Below are 17,838 nucleotides of genomic sequence, written 5' to 3'. Positions count from 1 at the left end.
GAGAGGGGCCCGCGGTGTCGGCCCCGCGGGAGCAAGAGGGGCGGGACCGGGTCCCGCGCGGTGGTGGCGGCTCATGACCTCGACCTGGGGGCGCCGGTGGGCCGGGGCTCAGGGCGGTGGGGATGCCATGGGCCGGGCTCAGGGGGACCCGGGGGGCCGGGCGTGGGCCGAGGCCCGGGTCAGGGTGCGGATCGCATGGACCAGCAGGGCCAGGGCGACCGGGGCGCAGGCCAGGGCCGGGACGGCGTCGGTGCCGAGGGTGTCGGTCAGGGCGCGCACCGGGGTGGCCAGGACTCCGCAGCCGGGGAGCCGGCCGGCGAAGACCGTGGCGAGGGCGGTCGCCTCGACGGCGGCCGCGGCGCCGAGGGCGGCGGCCGGGGCGCGGCCGAAGCCATGGGCGGTGAGCAGCCGGGCGAGCATCAGGAGCGCGCCCAGGGCGCCCGCTCCGGCGTAGGCGGCGGGCTCGTGGAGGACGACCGCGCACACGGTGAGCAGGGCGGTCAGTGCGCAGAGGAAGAGCGCGACGGTGCCGAGGAGGAGCGGGGTGACCGATGACGTGAAGTCCTCCAGGCCCCGGCTGGCGGCGAGCCGGCGGCGGGCGCGCAGCGCGAGGAGGCGGGCGCACCAGGCGGCCGGTCCCACGGCCAGGACGAGGGCGAGGACCGGGGCGGTGGCCGGGGGCACGGGGCCGTCGGGGCCGCCGTCCTGGGCGGCGCGCAGCAGGCCGTCGCCGAGCAGGGCGTAGGCGAGGAGCCAGCAGGTCCACGCGCGCGTGGCGGCGCGTGCCCGGTGTGCGGGGACGCGCAGGGGGCCGTGGGCGAGGGCCGCGCGGAGTCCGAGTGCGACGGCGAGAACGCCGAGCGCGCAGACGGCGAGGCGGATCCTGCCGTCGGTGAGCCGGAGCCCGATGACGGTGGCCGTGGCCAGGGCGCCCGGGAGCAGCGCCGGGAGGGCCCACACGCGGGGCTCACGAGGGGCGTCGGCCGGGGTGGTCGGTGGGGCGGGCCGGTCGCCATCGCGGGGTACGCGCGCGTACATCTCCTCGGCGAGCGAGAACAGGTCCCGGTGGTGGAAGCGGGCGGCGGTCCGGTCGGTGAGGCCGTGGGCCTCTAGACCGGCCACGATCTCCAGCGGGTCCACGGCCCGTTCGCACAGGTCACGGTGGCGGTGCAGCAGGGCCTTGACGGGGTCGACGGCGCCCCGGCGGGCGGGCGGCCTGCGGGCCGGGTCGGCCTCCCCGGCGGACGGGGGGCCGGTGGTGTCGGCCGCCTGGGGAGCGGGTTCCGGTGCGGCCTGGGGAGCGGGTTCCGGTGCGGCCTGAGGCCCGGGGGCGTCGTCGGCCTGCGTCCGTTCCTCATCGGTGAGGGCTTCCCAGGACGCCGCGTCCCAAGGGCTGTCCGGGGTGCCGGGGCGGCGGTCCAGTTCTCCTACGTCGCTCATCGCACGCCCTCCGCCGCCGGGACGGGTTCCTGGGGGCCGGTGGCGCGCACGGGTGCCGTCGTCTCGCCCGGCGCCCACGCCCAGCGCGGCCGGCCGCGCGGCAGCCGCGGGGCGGTCCAGTGGCCGGGCAGATGGGCCTCCGCCGGGACTGCGAAGGGCAGCGGTTCGCCGTCGGCGTCCACAAGGACCCGGCGGACGGGCGAGTGCGAGACGACCTCCAGATACAGGTCGTGGAACGCCATGACGTTCTGCTCGACGGTGAACAGTTCGAGGGCGCGGGCCCGGGCGGCCGCGCCGAGGCGCTCACGGCGCTCGGGGTCGGACAGCAGCGCCAGGCACGCCTCGGCGAGGGCCCGCGGGTTGCGCGGTGGAACGACGAGGCCCGTACCGCCAATGGCCTCCACGACGGCGCCCACATCCGTGGACACCGTCGCCCGGCCGCAGAACATGGCCTCCACGAGGCTGATCGGAAAGCCTTCGACGACGCTCGACAGGACGACGACCGCCCCCGCCGCGTAGGCCTCCGCGAGCCCGGGCAGCTCCGGGCCGCCGATGTCCTCGAAGGACACCGGGTTGTCACCGATGTCGTGCACGCCGTCGGCCTCGTCGGGGAAGAGCTGCGCGGCCAGCGCCCTGCAGTGCCCGAGGTAGGCGGTGCCCTCGGCGCCCGCCGGGGCCCCGACGATCCGCAGCCGGGCCCTCGGCTCCTCCTTGCGGATCTCGGCGAAGGCGTGGAGCAGGGAGATCAGGTCCTTCGCCGGTTCTACGCGGCCGACCCAGACCAGCGTGCGGGGGTCCGCGCGGTCGGCCGCCTCGCCCACCTCGGTGAAGCGGGCGTCCTCCATGCCGGGGTAGACGGTGCGCAGCTTGTCGCGGTCGGCGCCGCAGCGTTCCTGCCAGCGGCGCGCGTGGGTGTTGCCGGGGGTGATGCACGCGGCCCGGCGGTAGACCTCGGCGGCCAGCAGGCGGTGGAAGGAGGCGAGCAGGGCGCGCACTGCGGGCGGTGTCTCGCGCGAGGTTCCGAGGTAGTGCGCCCGTAGGTGCACGCCGTACTCGGTGACGAGCAGCGGGATTCCGGCGAAGTGCCGGGCGAGCAGTCCGGGCAGGGCCGCGGTGCCGCCGGCGGTGGCGTGGCAGAGGTCCACCGAGCCGAGCGCGTCGTCCTCGTACCAGTCGAGGGAGAGGGGGCGCAGGGCGCGTTCGAGATGCGCGGCCGTCTGCAGCAGCTCGGGGACGCGCGTCGTGCGCGCCGCCCGCAGGGCGCGCGGCGCGCGGCAGGCCTGTTCCAGGGCGCGTACGGCGGCCTCGGAGCGCAGGGCGCCGGTCAGTCCGCCCTCGTCGCGGGCGAGTTCGGCGAGGGTGTACAGGGCACTGCCGAAACGGTCCGCCTCAGGGCCGGCCGCTCCCGGGGTGTCCTGCGGCGCTCCTGGTTCCGGTGCGGTGCAGAGGGCGGCGGCCAGTTCGGCGTACGTCTCGGCGAACCGGCGGCGCGCCCGGCGCCCGTGGGCGGCCCGGTCGTGCCGCGCGGTCCACAGAGGGGCCGTCAGCACCCGCTCGACGTTCGGCGGCAGCGGGAGCCGGCCCTCTGCCTCCTGCCGCTCGGTGCGGCTGAGCGCGTAGATGTCGAACTCGTGCTGCCCGAGTCCGCGCACGAGGCGGTCGCACCAGAGCCTGGCGTCACCGCTCACATACGGATAGCCACCCTCCGTAAGCAGTCCGATGCGCACGAGTGCACCCCCGATCTCCCGTATGAGGAGCCACCGTTGTGCCGGCGGCTCCCAGCGGGACGAACGTAAGCGGACAAGGCGGTGGCGCGACGGACGGTTGTCCATCGCGCCACCAAAAGGGGTGAACGGTCGTAACTTTCGCGTGCGGACCGCGTTCACTCGTGTCAAGGACTCGTTCGGCCGTGCTGCCCCGTGCGACGGCCGGCCGGGGGCCGGCCGTCGTACGAGAGGACTCACACCGTCGCGAGCACCTTCCGGGCGGCGCGCCGCTCGGCCGCGACCGCGGGGTCGAGGGCCGGTACGGCCGCCAGCAGCTGCCTGGTGTACGGGTCGCGGGGGGCGTCGTAGACCTCGTCGGCGGGCCCGTACTCGACGATCCGCCCGCGCCGCATCACCGCGACCCGGTCGCTGACCTGGCGCACGACGGCGAGGTCGTGGGCCACGAAGACGAGCGCGAGACCCAGTTCGCGTTGCAGCTCGCCCAGCAGGGCCACGACCTGCGCCTGGGTGGTGACGTCGAGCGCCGAGACCGGCTCGTCGCAGACGATGACGCGCGGCTCGGCGGCGAGGGCCCGCGCGATGCCCACGCGCTGGCGCTGTCCGCCGCTGAACTCGTGCGGATAGCGGTCGTAGTGCGTCTCGTCGAGCCCCACCCGGCGCAGCAGTTCGCGTACGCGGCCCCGGATGCGCCCCTCGTCCTTCTCCCCGCGTGCCCGCAGCGGGTCGGCGATCGACTCGCCCACGCTGCGGCGGGGGTTGAGGGAGGAGACGGGGTCCTGGAAGACCATCTGGACGGACGGGTCCACCCCGGAACGGACCGCGCCCGCGTGGCGGACCTCGCCGGCCGTGGGCTCCAGCAGTCCGACCAGCATGCGGCCCAGGGTGGTCTTCCCGCTGCCGCTCTCCCCGACGATGCCGAGGGTCTCGCCGCGCCGCACCGTGAGCGACACGTCGTCCACGGCGGTGAAGCTCCGCCTGCCGCGCCCGAACTCGCGCCGCAGTCCCGACGCCTCGATGACGACCTCGTCGGAGGCGGCGCCCGCGCGTACGCGGGGCGCGTCCACGCGCGGCACCGCGCCCAGCAGCTCCCTTGTGTACTCCTCACGGGGCTCCCCCAGCACGCCGGCGACCGGGCCGTGTTCGACGGCTCTGCCGTGGCGCATCACGAGCACCTCGTCGACGCTCTCGGCGGCGACTCCCACGTCATGGGTGACCAGCAGCAGCCCCATCCCGGTCTCCTGTCGCAGGGTGTGCAGCAGGTCGAGGATCTGGGCCTGGACGGTCACGTCCAGCGCGGTGGTCGGCTCGTCGGCGATCAGCAGCTCGGGCTCGCACGCGAGTGCCATGGCGATCAGGGCGCGCTGGCGCATACCGCCGCTGAATTCGTGCGGGCGTGAGCGCGAGCGCCGTGCCGCGTCCGGGATGCCGACCCGGTCCAGCACCTCGACGGCACGCGCGCGTGCGGCGCGCCGGGAGGCGCGGGTGTGCACCCGGTACACCTCGGCGATCTGGTCGCCGATCGCGTAGTACGGGTCCAGGGAGGACAGCGGGTCCTGGAAGACCATCGCCGCCTTCGCGCCCCGCAGCCTGAGCAGGTCGGCGTCGGAGGCGGCCTGTAGGTCGGTGCCGGCGACCTCGATCGAGCCGCCGACCCGAGCGCCCGTGCCGCGGTGCAGGCCGAGCAGGGCCGAGGCGACCGTGGACTTGCCGGAGCCGGACTCGCCGACCAGGGCCAGGGCGGCGCCCGCCTCCAGCCCGAAGGAGAGCCCGTCCACGGCGCGCAGGTCGCCGAACTCAACGGTCAGATCAGTGACTCGGACGAGACTCACGTCAGTACCACCCGTCGGTCGGCCACCGCGTACAGCACGTCCGCGGCGGCGTTGGCGAGGACCACGAAGAAGCCGATGACCAGGACCATGCCGACGACGACGGGCAGGTCGACCACGGTGACGGCGTGGACGAGTTCCTGGCCTATGCCGGGCAGGCCGAAGAGGGTCTCGATGAGAACGGCTCCGCCCACGGAACTGCCGAGGTCGTTGGCGTTCAGGGCGATGATCGGCGCCAGCGCGCCCCGCAGCGCGTGCCGGCCGACGATCGACCGCTCGCCGACGCCGTAGGCCCGGAAGGTCCGGATGTGGTCCTCGGCGAGCGTCTCCAGCATCGACGCCCGGGTCAGCCGGGCGAAGTAGGCCGCCTCGGCGAGCGCGAGGGTGAGCCACGGCAGCAGGAGGTTCCAGGCCCACTGCTCGGGATCGTCCGAGAAGGAGACGTACTCCGGGAACGGCAGCAGTTCCAGTTGCCCGCAGATCACGATGATCAGGAGGAGACCGATGACGAAGACCGGCGTGGACATGCCCGCCAGGGTGAGTCCGGTCAGGGCGCGCTCGGTGAACCGGCCGCGCCGCCAGGCGGAGAGGATGCCGGTGCCGACGCCCAGCAGCAGCCAGAGCACCATGGCGCCGATCACCAGCGACAGGCTGACGGGCAGCTTGGTCAGGATGATCTGGGTGACCTGCTGGTCGGTCTGATACGAGAGTCCGAGGCAGGGCGCCGAGCAGTGCTCGACGGACGTGCCGGTCGAGTAGTCCTGGCCGGCGACGATGCCCTCCAGGAAGTGCCAGTACCGCACGTACAGCGGGTCGTCGAGCCGCAGCTGCTGAGCGACCTGGTGCACCTGTTCCGGCGAGCAGCGCGGGCCGCAGGTGATCTGGGCGACGTTGCCGGGAGTGGCGTAGAAGACGACGTAGACGATCACCGAGATGGCGAGCAGGGTGATCACCACGCCCACGGTCCGGCGCAGTGCGAATCCGGCGAAGCCACTCATGACTGCGCCTCCTGCACGCCGCCCGGCTTCTGCGCGACCGGCGTCGGCGCCTCCGACTTCGCCGCACCCGACGTCTGCGCACCCGGCTTCGCCTCCCGCTTGCGGCCCGTGCCGACGCGCAGCCGGGAAGCCGCGCGCGGGTCGAGGGCCGTGCGGACGCCGTCGCTGAGGACGGTGAGCGCGAGCACGGTCACGAACAGGGCGCCCGCCGGCAGCAGCAGGTACTGCGGGGCCGCCTGGTACCAGACGTTGGCGGAGGTGAGCATCTGTCCCCAGGACGGGGTCGGGGGCTTCACGCCGACGCCGAGGAAGGAGAGCGCGGCCTCGATGGCGATGTTGTTCGGCACCATGAGCGCGGCGTAGGTGATGACGGGCGCGGCGAGGCCGGGCAGCAGTTCCCGGCGGGCGATCCGCCAGGTGCTCCAGCCGCTGAGTCGTGCGGCGGCCACGTAGTCGAGGTTCTTGAGGGAGAGCGTCGCGGCGCGGGCGATCTTGCCGATGGTGCCCCAGGCGACGAACCCGATGATGAGCGAGACCAGAACAGGCCTCGGGAAACTTCCGGGCACGACGGCCAGCAGCGCCAGGGCCATGATGATCAACGGCATGGCGACGATGATTTCGGTGATCCGGCTGAGCAGTTGATCGACCCAACGGTTCCCGAGCGCGGCCGTGACGCCCACGACGACACCGAGGACGACCTGCACGGTGGTCGCCGCCAGCGCGACCCCCAGGGAGACCCGCGCGCCGTACACCAGCCGTGCGAACAGGTCCCGCCCGGTCTGCGGTTCGACGCCGAGCCAGTGATCGCCGCTGATGCCGCCCAGCGAGCCGATGGGCACGCCGCCGCGTGCCGAGTCCACCAGGACCGGGTGGTACGTCGTCGGGTCCTGGCCCTCGATCGCGGTGAGCAGCGGTGCGGCGAGTGCGACCAGGACGAGCAGCGCGACGACCCCCGCCGCGACCATGGCGGCCCGCTGCGCACGCAGCCGCCGCCAGAACTGACGAGCCCCCGAGGCCCCCGAGGCGGACGCCTCGGGGGCCTGGGTGGCGACAAGTGCCTCGCTCACGGCGTCACTTCACCGCGACCTGGGAGATGTCCAGGACACCGGTCCAGTCGCTGATCACGACGTTCTTGATGTCCTTGCCGACCAGGCGCTTGTAGACCGGGTGGAACAGCGGCACGGTCAGTGCCTGCGCGCCGATCTTCTTGTCCAGCGCGCCCCACCGCTCGGCGGCGGCGTTGAGGTCCGTCAGCTTGTTGATCGCGTCGATCTCGTCGTTGACCGACTGGTCGTCGAGCTGGGCGGTGTTGAAGTTCGCGCCGTCCTTGACGATCTGGCGGCCGTCGAAGATCGGGGCGAGGAAGGGGCCACCGGAAGGCCAGTCGGCACCCCACGTGGTGAGGAAGAAGCCCGGCTCGGTCTTCACGCTGTGGACCGTGTCGGAGTAGTTGTTGTCCTCCAGGCCCTGGAGCTTGACCGTGATGCCGGCCTTCTTGAGGGCGTCCTGGATCGCGGTCGCGATCTCGGGGCTGGTCTTGAAGTTCTGGGCGTTGTCGTGGGTCAGGGTGACCGTGAGCCCGTTCGGGTATCCGGCCTCCTTCAGCAGCTCCTTGGCCTTGGCCGCGTTGCCGGCCGCGCCCGCCGGAAAGAGGTCGTACGGCGTGTAGCCGAAGGCCTTCTGGTCGGGCAGGAAGGTGGTCGCGGCCTCGGCGAGCGCGCTGCCGCCCGCCGCGTTGATCACGGACGACCGGTCGATGGCGTACGAGATCGCCTGCCGCACCTTGATGTTGTCGAACGGCTTGACCTTCGGGTTGAACGCTATGTAGTTCGTGTAGCCGAAGTGCCCGGTGCCGACGCGCGAGGCGAGGTCCTTCTCGCCCGTCACCTTGGCGAGCTCGGCCGGGCCGAGGTTGGTGTCCGTGGTGACCGCGGCCGAGTCCGCACCCTGGGACGCCGACAGCCGCTGGTTGATCACCGACGAGTCGAGCCCCGACTTCACGTCGATCTCGTCCGGGTAGGCCTTGCGCTGGTCGTCGACGGCCGACGACCAGTACTTGTTGCGCTCCAGCACCAGGTGCTCACCGTCGTTCTCGTTCTTCACGACCTTGTAGGGGCCGGACGAGATCGGGTGCTCCTCGTACTTGGTGCCGGTGTCCTTGGCCTTCGGCACGGGCGTGAACTGCGTCTGCGTGGCCAGGTACGGGAACTCGCCCTCGGGCTTGTTCAGGTGGAAGACGATCGTGCGGTCGTCCGGCGTCTCGATCGCCGAGAGGCCCTTCTTGTCCTTGTACGGCCCCTGGTAGTTCGCCGCGCCGACCAGCCAGTCCCGCAGATAGGGCGCGCCGCCGGACAGCTCGGGCGCGAAGGAGCGCTCGATGCCGTACTTGATGTCGGCGGACGTGATCGGGGTGCCGTCCTCGTACTTGAGGCCCGTCTTCAAGGTGTACGTCCACACGGTCGCGTCCTTGTTGGGACGACCGGTGTCGGTGGCGAGGTCGGGGACGACCTTGGCGCCGGCCGCGCCGTTCGCGCGGTTGCGGGTGGTGAGCGTGCGGAAGACCAGGGAGGGCACGTTGCCGCCGCCGGAGGTGTACAGGCGCGCCGGGTCGAAGTCGGTCTGAGGGTCGGAGTTCAGGACCGTGAGGGTGCCGCCCTTGTGCGGGGTGGAGTCGCCACCGGCGCCCTTGCCATCGTTGTCCTTCGGCCCGCAGGCGACGGCGCCCGCTGCCACGACCAGGCCTACGGATGCCGCTGCCAGGCGGCGCGCTATGACGGACGGTTGACGCATCGGAATGACGACCTCTCGAGGGGTGTCTCGCCATGCGAGACGGGTTGACGAGGGATGAGACGGGGAGGGACAGACGTCAGCCCCGGCGTCAGGTCGTCGAGAACCGTGCAGCCGTGCGGACAGGGAGTCCGCAGCACTTCACGGGGATTCACAGGGAGGTGAGAACGCGACGCTCACGCCGGAGGCGGGGCGTCAGCGACAGAGAATGTCGGCCACACACAGAGGGGTCACGCCGATGAGCGCCAGCTCGATGGCGGCGCGAACGGGGGCGTGACGGTGCGACATGCGAAGAAATATGAACGAACTTTCCCCACGTGTCAATGTGACGAAAGCGGCTCCTGTCAACTCCTGGGAAACGGCCAGGGGTTGGGCAGGCAGTGGATTCCGTCGTGGTCGAGGAACTTGGTCTGCTGCTGCATGACGGGGGCCAGCTCGCCGTCCTTGTCGCAGGTGACATGGCCGTAACCCAGGCGATGGCCGACCTCGTGGTTGATCAGCATCTGACGGTAGGCGTACATCTTGTCACCGTAGGTGGTCGAGCCCTGCGCCCAGCGGTAGGCGTTGATCATCACGCGCTCGGTGGAGGCCGAGTCGCAGGAGACGTTGTCCTCCGTCGTGTCCAGGCCCGACTTCGCACACCAGGCGGCGGTGGTGCCCGGGCTGGCGAGCGTGATCACGAAGTCGGGCTTGCCGGAGGAGACGCGCGCGAAGGTGCGGGCGCCGTGGTGGGCCCAGCTGCGGTCGTCATTGAGGGTCTTCTGGACGGCCTCGGCGAAGAGGCGGCCGTCGAGGCCGAGCCCCTTCTCCACATCCACGCGGTAGGTGTACTTGCGTCCCGTGCCGGGCGCCTCGTCCGAGCCGGGGACCGCTGAGAAGGTGTCCGGACCCTTCAGCTTGGCGGAGAGCGGGTAGGTGCGGTCCATGGCCTGCTCGTAGGTCAGCGGTGTCGCGCTGGGCGAGGCGGACGGGCTCGGGCTGCCGTTGCCGTCGAGGCCGGAGCCGTGGGCGTCGCGGGCCTGGCCGGTGGCGGACGACCGCACGGCGGTGCCGCCCTGTCGGCCGACGAACTGACCGGCGACGACGACGGCGAGCGCGGTGACGACGGCGGCTGCGGCGATACCGGCGAACGTACGCCCCTTGCGGGATCCGCCACGGGAGGTGTCGCCCGCCGCGCCCGCCGACTCCGCGCCGTCCTCAGTCGTCGAGGGGCCGCCGGTGCGGGCGTCCTCCGTCCCGGGAACGCGGTCACGGGTGAGCGGTGCACGGGCGTCGGCGCCCTTGCGGCGAGGCGCGAAGACGTCGTCGTCCCGGTCGGGGGCGTCCTGAGCGAAGGCGTCGAGGTACTCCTGGCGGGGGCCGGGGCCCGTCCGCTGGCGCGGGACCCGGGGCGCGGGACGCCCGCCGGGCGCCGCCTGGGACCCTGTCCCGCTTCCCAACTCGCCCCAGCCGCCCCCGGCTTCACGCTGCTGCGGGTGACCGCCGCGGACGGCGCGGGTGCCCTGGGCGGGGGTGCCGTCGGCCGGGAAGCGGGGCATGCCGTGGGCCGGGGTGCCGTCCGGGGGGCGCGGGACACCGCGCGCGGGAGTGCCGTCGGCCGCGGGGCGCGCGCCTCGCGGCGCGGCCGGGCCCGCCGGCACCCGGCCGGGTGCCGTCGCGTCCCGGGGGGCCGTCGCGCCGGGCGTCCGCCTGGGGCCTGGGGGTGTGCTGCCGACCGTCGTCGGTGTCGTGTCGGTGGTGCCGAAGACCGGCGGGACCGACGGAGCCGACGGGGCCGGCGCCGGTATGCCCGGGACCGTGCCCGTGTCCGTGTTCCTCTTGTCGCCCCGCCCCTTGCGGCTGTGCCGTCCCACGCCGCGCCTCAGCTCCCCGCCCCGGCACCGCCGGACTCGAATCCGCCCTGTACCGCGCCGCTGTCGCGGACGCTGGCCCCCTCGGGCAACTCGCCCGAGTCCGCGAGGAGTTCGCGGAAGGACCTGGCCACCAGGTCCGGGTATTCCATCATGGCCACGTGTCCCGCCTCCGGCAGGGTCAGCAGCCGGGAGTCGCGGAAGGCGCGCGCCGCGCGCTGGGCCATGCGGAACGCCACGAGCTGGTCCCGGCCGCCGTAGACCAGCAGGGTCGGCGCGAGGACCCGCTCCGCCTGGCGCCACAGACTGTGCTGGCCGCCCAGCGTGTACGCGTTCACGATGCCGCGCGCCGAGCGTGCCATGGCGTCCCAGAAGTACGGAAGCCGCAGCCGCCGCTCCATCTCCTCGACCGCGTTGCGGAAGCCCTCGGGGGTGACGCGCCCGGGGTCGCCATAGCACAGTGCCGTGACCCCGAGGACGCGCTGCTCGGCGGTCCATCCCTTGGTGTACCGAGTGAAGAGGGCCGCGACCCCGGGCAGCGCCAGCAGCCCCGTGGGAACCGCGCCGCGCTGCACGAAGATCTCCGGGAGCGCGGGCGAGACCAGGGTGAGCGTACGGACGAGATCGGGCCGAACGGCCGCCACGCGCGTGGCGACGGCCCCGCCCAGCGAGTTGCCGAACAGGTGTACGGGCCCGCGTTCGGCCGCGTCGAGGTAACGGATGACCGCGCGCGCGTGCCCGGTGACGGAGTAGTCGCCGTCGTCCGGCGGCGGGGAGTCACCGAAGCCCGGCAGATCGAGGGCCTCACTGTCGACGAGCCCGTCCAGCAGCGCGATCAGGGCCGACCAGTTCTGGGAGGAACCGCCGAGGCCGTGGACGTACAGCGCGGGCGGCAGGCCCTCGCGCCGCGGCGGTCTCGACCGCACCGTCAGCGTCATTCCGGGCAGCCCCACCGACCTGAGCCGCTCGCCCTCCTCGACCCGGACAGGCGCCACCCTCGGGAGTACATTGGCGGCCGGAACGGACGGCAACTCGGTCGAAGACATGCGGCAATGTTACGAGACGATCACACAGTGGCTCCTGTGTTCGCCGTCACAAACGGAAGGGTCCGGCAGGCCGGCCACCGCACCACGTCGGACGACACCGAAGAGCCCCTTCACCACACATAGCATCCGAATCGGGTGTCTCCTAGGCTCATATCAGGGCACCCGCATGTGGACCCTGCCTCTTCAGGAACCGTTCAGGAGTTCTGGGAAGGGAGCCCGCCATGACCGTAGACCCCACTGATCCCGAGACGTTCGAGGACGACGAGACCGTCGCCGACGAACTCGACGTGGAGGCCCCGGAGAACGACGCCGCCGCCCAGCACCAGGAGCTCGCCCCGGAGCGGGACGAGCAGCTGACCGAGGAGGAGATCCTGCGCGCCAACGAGGCGGACCTCGTGGAGCAGAAGCGCGTCGTCTCCCTAGACGAGGACGACTATCGGTGAGCACCGGTGGAACACGCGATCGATTTTGGTATCGGTGAGGCAAGAAGACGATCACCTGGAGCCGGACGAGCACCCCGGACAGAGCCCTCGCGTGAGGTAGGGCGCGAGGGAAGAGACCGGGTGCGCGAGGCACGGAACCGCCCTGCGCCGGCCGGCACAGGTGCGGCGATCCGTCCGGCCCGTCCCCGTTCGGGGCACTCCGGACGGGTTTCATCGACGTCCGGTCCATGAAATTCTGCGCTCGCACCGCGCACAGCACGGTTACCGAAAAGTACGATGGCGGCGCGGCGCACACCGCATGTGGACGATTTTGGGAGGCGGCGTGACAGCCATCGAGCAGACAGAGGCGGCGCGCCCGCGGGGCACTCGCCTGCCGCGCCGTGCCCGACGGAACCAGCTGCTGGGCGCCGCACAGGAAGTCTTCGTGGCGCAGGGCTACCACGCGGCCGCGATGGACGACATCGCCGAGCGCGCGGGCGTCAGCAAGCCGGTGCTCTACCAGCACTTCCCGGGGAAGCTCGATCTCTACCTGGCCCTGCTGGACCAGCACTGCGAGGCCCTGCTGCAGGCCGTGCGGGCCGCGCTCGCGTCGACGACGGACAACAAGCAGCGGGTCCGGGCCACCATGGACGCCTATTTCGCGTACGTCGAGGACGACGGCGGGGCGTTCCGGCTGGTCTTCGAGTCGGACCTGACGAACGAGCCCGCCGTGCGCGAGCGCGTCGACAAGGTCACGATCGAGTGCGCGGAGGCGATCTGCGACGTCATCGCCGAGGACACCGGATTGTCGCGGGCCGAATCGATGCTGCTGGCCTCCGGGCTCGGCGGCCTCGCCCAGGTCGTGGCGCGGTCCTGGCTGCACAGTGACCGCAGCGTGCCGCGCGACCAGGCGGTGCAGCTGCTGACGTCCCTGGCCTGGCGGGGCATCGCGGGCTTCCCGCTGCACAGCAGCGAGCAGCAGCACTGAGCCGGACCGGGCACCACCGCTGAACCGGGCCGTGCGGAGCCATCTGGTGGGGCCGCACGGTCGTTTGTTCCCGTCGGCTGTTCGCTCCTGGCGTTCCGGGGCAGAGCGTGTACGTCCCCTCACCGGGCTAATGTGTGCTGGTACGGCGCGGACGGCCGCGCACATCACTGACCGTCGGAGGGACTAAGCCGTGGAGGTCAAGATCGGCGTGCAGCACGCGCCCCGCGAGATCGTTCTGGAGAGCGGTCAGACCGCCGAGGAGGTGGAGCACGTCGTGGCCGAGGCGCTGTCCGGCAAGTCGGCTCTGCTGAGCCTGGTCGACGAGCACGGCCGCAAGCTTCTGGTCCCGGCCGACCGTCTCGCGTACGTGGAGATCGGCGAGCCGGCCCCCCGCAAGGTGGGATTCGGCACGCTGTAGATCCGAACGGAGCAGTGAAGGGGCCCGGTGGCACAAGCCGCCGGGCCCCTTCCTCGCCCTTGCCTCCCAGGGTCCGACGGTCCCTGCGCCTGTATGCGACGCGCACAGATGGAGCACATCCCGCACACAGCGGATGATTGCCTTCAGTGCGCCACGGGTAGGACCGGCTACGACCGATTTGCCCTGGCAGCAGCCGTGCGGGAGGGAATCACTCATGCTCTTGGAAGCGCTCGGCTCCGCCGTCCTCGGGCTCGCCCTGGCCTGGGTCGCCGCGCAGCGGCTGCCCCACCGGCTGCCGGCCCGCGCCCTGGTGCTGTCGACGGGCGTGGCGGGTGCCCTCTTCGGCGCCTTCGTCACCCACAGCGCGTTGGGCGCCGTAGGCCTGCTGGTGATCCTCCTGGGCGCCCTGGTCGTCGCAGCGGCCTCCCTGTCCCTGCTGCTGCGGCCTGCGGAACGGTTTCGGCGCCGGTCCGCCACGGCCTGAGACCGTGGCCTCCGGGACCGGGCACCGGGGGCACCGGCGTCCGCGCCGGCCCCGGCTCAGGGTCCGACTCCGGCTGCCCCCTCGGGTCCGGCTCCGACTCCGACGACACGCTCGGGCGGTCCGGTGATCGGGTGATCGTCACCGGACCGCCCCGCATGTGTCCGGGCCCGGCGGGTCCTGGGGCAGGCCGCCGTCAGGCCGCCAGGCCCAGGGCCGCCATCCGCTTGGTGTGCGCCTCGGTGATGCGCGAGAACATCCGGCCGACCTCGGCGAGGTCGAAGCCGTCCGCGACGCCGCCGACCAGCATGGTCGACAGGGCGTCCCGCTCCGCGACCACGCGCTGGGACTGCGACAGGGCCTCGCCCATGAGCCGTCGCGCCCACAGCGCGAGCCGGCCGCCCACCCTCGGGTCGGCGTCGATCGCGGCGCGGACCTTCTCGACGGCGAAGCTCGCGTGCCCGGTGTCGTCCAGCACGGCGAGCACGAGCCCGCGCGTGTCGGCGTCGAGCCGCGCCGCGACCTCACGGTAGAAGTCGCTGGCGATCGAGTCGCCCACGTACGCCTTGACGAGCCCCTCCAGCCAGTCCGAGGGCGCCGTCTGCTTGTGGAAGCTGTCGTAGGCCGCGACGAACGGCTCCATCGCCTCGGTGGGGCCGACGCCGATCTCGGTCAGCCGGTCGCGGATCTGCTCGAAGTGGTGGAACTCCGCGGACGCCATCTTGGCCAGTTCCGCCTTGTCCGCGAGTGTGGGCGCGAGCTTCGCGTCCTCCGCGAGCCGCTCGAACGCCGCCAGCTCCCCGTACGCCAGGGCGCCGAGCAGGTCCACGACCGCGGCGCGGTAGTGGGGGTCGACGGAGGCCGTCGCCCAGTCCTGGGCGGCGACTCCGGTGGGTTCGGCGGATGCCTCGGTGGCGTTGTCAGGCGTCGTCATGAAGCGCACAATAGCCCGCTCACCGCCCCCCGGAAGGCCCTGGTCAATCACTGTGACGACGACTACGTGACCGAATCGGCCATCGCGTGTGCGTGATTCCGGGGTATGGTGGTAATGCGCCTGCTGAGTACGTTGACGTATCTCGACGGGCCGCATGTATGAGGATGCCCGGTCGGTGGCCCGATCGGCTCCGACCCGACAGCTCTCCTCGCCCGTGCGACAGCGTGCGTACGGCATCCGGAGGGACCCTCAGCGGTACGAGCGCTGGAGCGTCGGCGTGGTCCCGTGTGCCACAGGCCCGTCCCCCAAGCGGCCGACGTCATCCGGCACGGTCACGACCCCCGCGCTCGCCTCGCACCGCATACACAGAAGAGGCAGCACCCTGACTACGACTTTTCGAGAACTCGGAATCCTTCCCGAGACGGCCGAGGCCCTGGAAGCCGTCGGCATCATCCATCCCTTCCCCATCCAGGAGATGACGCTCCCCGTAGCCCTCTCGGGCACTGACGTCATCGGCCAGGCGAAGACCGGCACGGGCAAGACGCTCGGCTTCGGTCTCCCCCTCCTGGAGCGCGTGACCGTCCCCGTGGACGTCGAGGCGGGCCGCGCGAAGCCCGAGGCCCTCACCGACGCCCCCCAGGCGCTCGTCGTCGTCCCCACCCGCGAACTGTGCACACAGGTCACCAACGACCTGCTCACCGCGGGCAAGGCGCGCAATGTGCGGGTCATGGCGATCTACGGCGGCCGGGCGTACGAGCCCCAGGTCGAGGCCCTGAAGCGGGGCGTGGACGTGGTCGTCGGCACCCCGGGCCGCCTGCTGGACCTGGCCGGCCAGAAGAAGCTGAACCTGAAGCACGTGAAGTGCCTGGTGCTCGACGAGGCCGACGAGATGCTCGACCTGGGCTTCCTGCCCGACGTCGAGAAGATCATCGACATGCTGCCCCCGACGCGCCAGACCATGCTGTTCTCGGCCACCATGCCGGGCGCGGTCATCGGCCTCGCGCGCCGCTACATGTCCCGGCCCACGCACATCCGCGCCACGGCGCCGGACGACGAGGGCGCGACGGTCGCGAACATCAAGCAGTTCGTCTACCGCGGGCACTCCATGGACAAGCCGGAGATGATCGCCCGCATACTGCAGGCCGAGGGCCGCGGACTGGCGATGATCTTCTGCCGTACGAAGCGGACGGCGGCCGACATCGCCGAGCAGCTCCAGCGGCGCGGCTTCGCGTCGGGCGCGGTCCACGGCGACCTGGGCCAGGGCGCGCGCGAGCAGGCGCTGCGGGCGTTCCGCAACGGCAAGGTGGACGTGCTGGTGTGCACCGACGTGGCCGCGCGCGGCATCGACGTCGAGGGCGTCACGCACGTCGTCAACTACCAGTCCCCCGAGGACGAGAAGACCTATCTGCACCGCATCGGCCGTACGGGCCGCGCGGGCGCGTCGGGTACGGCGATCACGTTCGTCGACTGGGACGACATCCCGCGCTGGCAGCTGATCAACAAGGCGCTGGAGCTGAACTTCAACGACCCGGTGGAGACCTACTCCACCTCCCCGCACCTCTTCGCCGACCTCGGTATCCCCGAGGGCACGAAGGGTGTGCTGCCGCGTTCGGAGCGCACGCGCGCTGGGCTCGCGGCGGAGGAGCTGGAGGACCTCGGCGAGACGGGCGGCCGTGGGCCGCGCGGTCGCCGCGCCTCGAGCCCGCCCGCGGAACAGGAGCGTCCGGCGCGTACGCCGCGCCGTCGCCGTCGTACCCGGGGCGGAACGCCGCTGGACCCGTCGGCCGCCACGGGCGCGCCGGAGGTCACGAGCACGCCGGACGACACGGCCGAGGCCGTGGAGTCGCGCACACCGCGCCGCCGTCGCCGCACGCGCGGCGGGGCGACGCCGGAGCAGACCGTCGCGGTGACGGAGACGGTGGAGCAGACCGTCGCGGTGACGCCGACGGCGGTACCGGAGGCGGCCGAGGCCGTGGTGGCCACCACCGAGCCGGTGAAGCCGCGCCGCCGCCGGACCCGCAAGGCCGCGGAGACGGCTCCGGCCGCCCCCGCCGACCTCACGGAGACCGCTCCCGCCGCCGCGGAGGCCGCTGTGGACACCGCGGAGGCCGTGGAGGCCAAGCCGCGCCGCCGCACCCGCAAGACCGCCGAGGCCGCTGTGGCGGAGGTCGCTGTGGACACCGCGGAGGCCGTGGAGGCCAAGCCGCGCCGCCGCACCCGCAAGACCGCCGAGGCCGCGCCCGAGACGGTCGCCGTGGACACCGTGGAGGCCGTGGAGGCCGTGGAGGCCAAGCCGCGCCGCCGCACCCGCAAGACCGCGGAAGCGGCTCCCGCCGAGGCCACCGAGGCTGTAGAGACCGCGGAGGCAAAGCCGCGCCGCCGCACCCGCAAGGCGGCCGAGGCCGTCGTCGACACGGTCGAGGGCGAGGCTCCGGCCAAGCCGCGCCGTACCCGCAAGGCGGCCGAGGCCGTCGTCGAGACGGTGGAGACCGCGGAAGCCGCGGAAGCCAAGCCGCGCCGCCGCACCCGCAAGACCGCGGAAGCGGCTCCCGCCGAGGCCACCGAGGCTGTGGAGACCGCGGAGGCAAAGCCGCGCCGCCGCACCCGCAAGGCCGTCGAGGCCGAGGCCGCGATCCCCGCGCAGGCGGACGAGGAGGCCGAGGCCAAGCCGCGGCGCCGGACCCGCAAGGCGGCGGCAGCCATGGAGGCGGAGATCCCGGCGCAGGCGGACGACGCGGAGGCCAAGCCGCGCCGCCGTACGCGCAAGACCGCCGAGGCCGCCGAGGGCTGAGACAGCCGGACAGCAGAAACGCCGATGGCCCGTCCCCACACCGGGGCGGGCCATCGGCGTTCTTGCCGCCCCGTACACCTGGACGTCTCCCGCCCCCGCCCCCGCCGTCCCCCGAGCGCCCGGTAGCCTC

The 17,838-nt window shown here is 72.7% G+C and carries 15 protein-coding genes; 5 read left to right on the top strand and 10 right to left on the bottom strand.

The features are described 5' to 3' along the window. Positions 1-138: 138 nt before the first annotated feature. The 9 genes from AB0L95_RS10045 to AB0L95_RS10005 all read right to left on the bottom strand — a co-directional run bounded on the left by AB0L95_RS10045 (position 139) and on the right by AB0L95_RS10005 (position 11,674). A complete protein-coding gene (locus AB0L95_RS10045) occupies positions 139-1,440 on the bottom strand; it encodes a hypothetical protein (RefSeq protein WP_365159761.1) in 1,302 nt (433 codons plus the stop codon). After that, complete coding sequence (locus AB0L95_RS10040; protein ID WP_365159758.1) at positions 1,437-3,167, bottom strand: DUF3492 domain-containing protein; 1,731 nt, start codon at positions 3,165-3,167, stop codon at positions 1,437-1,439. The genes AB0L95_RS10045 and AB0L95_RS10040 overlap by 4 nt, the downstream gene beginning before the upstream one ends. Positions 3,168-3,400: 233 nt before the next feature. After that, positions 3,401-4,996 (bottom strand): ABC transporter ATP-binding protein, encoded by a 1,596-nt coding sequence (locus tag AB0L95_RS10035; protein WP_365159756.1) that lies wholly within the window; start codon positions 4,994-4,996, stop codon positions 3,401-3,403. Beyond that, positions 4,993-5,991 (bottom strand): ABC transporter permease, encoded by a 999-nt coding sequence (locus AB0L95_RS10030; protein WP_365159753.1) that lies wholly within the window; start codon positions 5,989-5,991, stop codon positions 4,993-4,995. The genes AB0L95_RS10035 and AB0L95_RS10030 overlap by 4 nt, the downstream gene beginning before the upstream one ends. Next, a complete protein-coding gene (locus AB0L95_RS10025) occupies positions 5,988-7,058 on the bottom strand; it encodes an ABC transporter permease (protein WP_365159750.1) in 1,071 nt (356 codons plus the stop codon). The genes AB0L95_RS10030 and AB0L95_RS10025 overlap by 4 nt, the downstream gene beginning before the upstream one ends. Before the next feature lie 4 nt (positions 7,059-7,062). Then, positions 7,063-8,781, bottom strand: a complete 1,719-nt coding sequence (locus AB0L95_RS10020; RefSeq protein WP_365159747.1) for an ABC transporter substrate-binding protein — start codon at positions 8,779-8,781, stop codon at positions 7,063-7,065. A gap of 192 nt (positions 8,782-8,973) precedes the next feature. Further along, positions 8,974-9,066, bottom strand: coding sequence for an Ms4533A family Cys-rich leader peptide (locus AB0L95_RS10015; protein WP_311693007.1), 93 nt, complete (start codon positions 9,064-9,066; stop codon positions 8,974-8,976). Between the two features lie 56 nt (positions 9,067-9,122). Then, a complete protein-coding gene (locus AB0L95_RS10010) occupies positions 9,123-10,631 on the bottom strand; it encodes a DUF3152 domain-containing protein (RefSeq protein ID WP_365159744.1) in 1,509 nt (502 codons plus the stop codon). Between the two features lie 8 nt (positions 10,632-10,639). After that, a complete protein-coding gene (locus AB0L95_RS10005; protein WP_365159741.1) occupies positions 10,640-11,674 on the bottom strand; it encodes an alpha/beta hydrolase in 1,035 nt (344 codons plus the stop codon). Between the two features lie 221 nt (positions 11,675-11,895). On the opposite strand from AB0L95_RS10005, the gene AB0L95_RS10000 reads away from it, so the two are divergent. The 4 genes from AB0L95_RS10000 to AB0L95_RS09985 all read left to right on the top strand — a co-directional run bounded on the left by AB0L95_RS10000 (position 11,896) and on the right by AB0L95_RS09985 (position 13,986). Further along, a complete protein-coding gene (locus AB0L95_RS10000) occupies positions 11,896-12,117 on the top strand; it encodes a hypothetical protein (RefSeq protein ID WP_365159738.1) in 222 nt (73 codons plus the stop codon). A 322-nt stretch (positions 12,118-12,439) separates the two neighbouring features. Continuing rightward, positions 12,440-13,084, top strand: coding sequence for a TetR/AcrR family transcriptional regulator (locus AB0L95_RS09995; RefSeq protein ID WP_365159735.1), 645 nt, complete (start codon positions 12,440-12,442; stop codon positions 13,082-13,084). A gap of 190 nt (positions 13,085-13,274) precedes the next feature. Then, positions 13,275-13,502, top strand: coding sequence for a DUF3107 domain-containing protein (locus AB0L95_RS09990; protein WP_234514282.1), 228 nt, complete (start codon positions 13,275-13,277; stop codon positions 13,500-13,502). Positions 13,503-13,716: 214 nt separating this feature from the next. Then, entirely contained in the window at positions 13,717-13,986 is a 270-nt protein-coding gene (locus tag AB0L95_RS09985) for a hypothetical protein (protein WP_355918350.1), read from the top strand. A gap of 193 nt (positions 13,987-14,179) precedes the next feature. Here the strand turns inward: AB0L95_RS09985 and AB0L95_RS09980 are convergent, their stop codons facing one another. Beyond that, positions 14,180-14,926, bottom strand: a complete 747-nt coding sequence (locus tag AB0L95_RS09980; RefSeq protein ID WP_365159731.1) for a ferritin-like fold-containing protein — start codon at positions 14,924-14,926, stop codon at positions 14,180-14,182. A gap of 466 nt (positions 14,927-15,392) precedes the next feature. Here AB0L95_RS09980 and AB0L95_RS09975 point away from each other — a divergent pair, with 466 nt between their 5' ends. Further along, on the top strand, positions 15,393-17,708 hold the full coding sequence (locus AB0L95_RS09975) for a DEAD/DEAH box helicase (protein ID WP_365159728.1): 2,316 nt from the start codon (positions 15,393-15,395) through the stop codon (positions 17,706-17,708). Positions 17,709-17,838: the final 130 nt, after the last annotated feature.

The sequence above is a fragment of the Streptomyces sp. NPDC052036 genome, assembly GCF_040680495.1.
Taxonomy (GTDB): Bacteria; Actinomycetota; Actinomycetes; order Streptomycetales; family Streptomycetaceae; genus Streptomyces.
Note: the sequence above shows the minus strand (reverse complement) of the source record. Positions and strands in the feature narration are given on the sequence as shown.

Excerpts from the sequence above, each read along its gene's own strand:
- AB0L95_RS10045 (WP_365159761.1), bottom strand. The coding sequence starts at position 1,440 with ATGAGCGACGTAGGAGAACTGGACCGCCGCCCCGGCACCCCGGACAGC.
- AB0L95_RS10030 (WP_365159753.1), bottom strand. The coding sequence starts at position 5,991 with ATGAGTGGCTTCGCCGGATTCGCACTGCGCCGGACCGTGGGCGTGGTG.
- AB0L95_RS10020 (WP_365159747.1), bottom strand. The coding sequence starts at position 8,781 with ATGCGTCAACCGTCCGTCATAGCGCGCCGCCTGGCAGCGGCATCCGTA.
- AB0L95_RS10015 (WP_311693007.1), bottom strand. The coding sequence starts at position 9,066 with ATGTCGCACCGTCACGCCCCCGTTCGCGCCGCCATCGAGCTGGCGCTC.
- AB0L95_RS10005 (WP_365159741.1), bottom strand. The coding sequence starts at position 11,674 with ATGTCTTCGACCGAGTTGCCGTCCGTTCCGGCCGCCAATGTACTCCCG.
- AB0L95_RS10000 (WP_365159738.1), top strand. The coding sequence starts at position 11,896 with ATGACCGTAGACCCCACTGATCCCGAGACGTTCGAGGACGACGAGACC.
- AB0L95_RS09985 (WP_355918350.1), top strand. The coding sequence starts at position 13,717 with ATGCTCTTGGAAGCGCTCGGCTCCGCCGTCCTCGGGCTCGCCCTGGCC.
- AB0L95_RS09975 (WP_365159728.1), top strand. The coding sequence starts at position 15,393 with ATGACGCTCCCCGTAGCCCTCTCGGGCACTGACGTCATCGGCCAGGCG.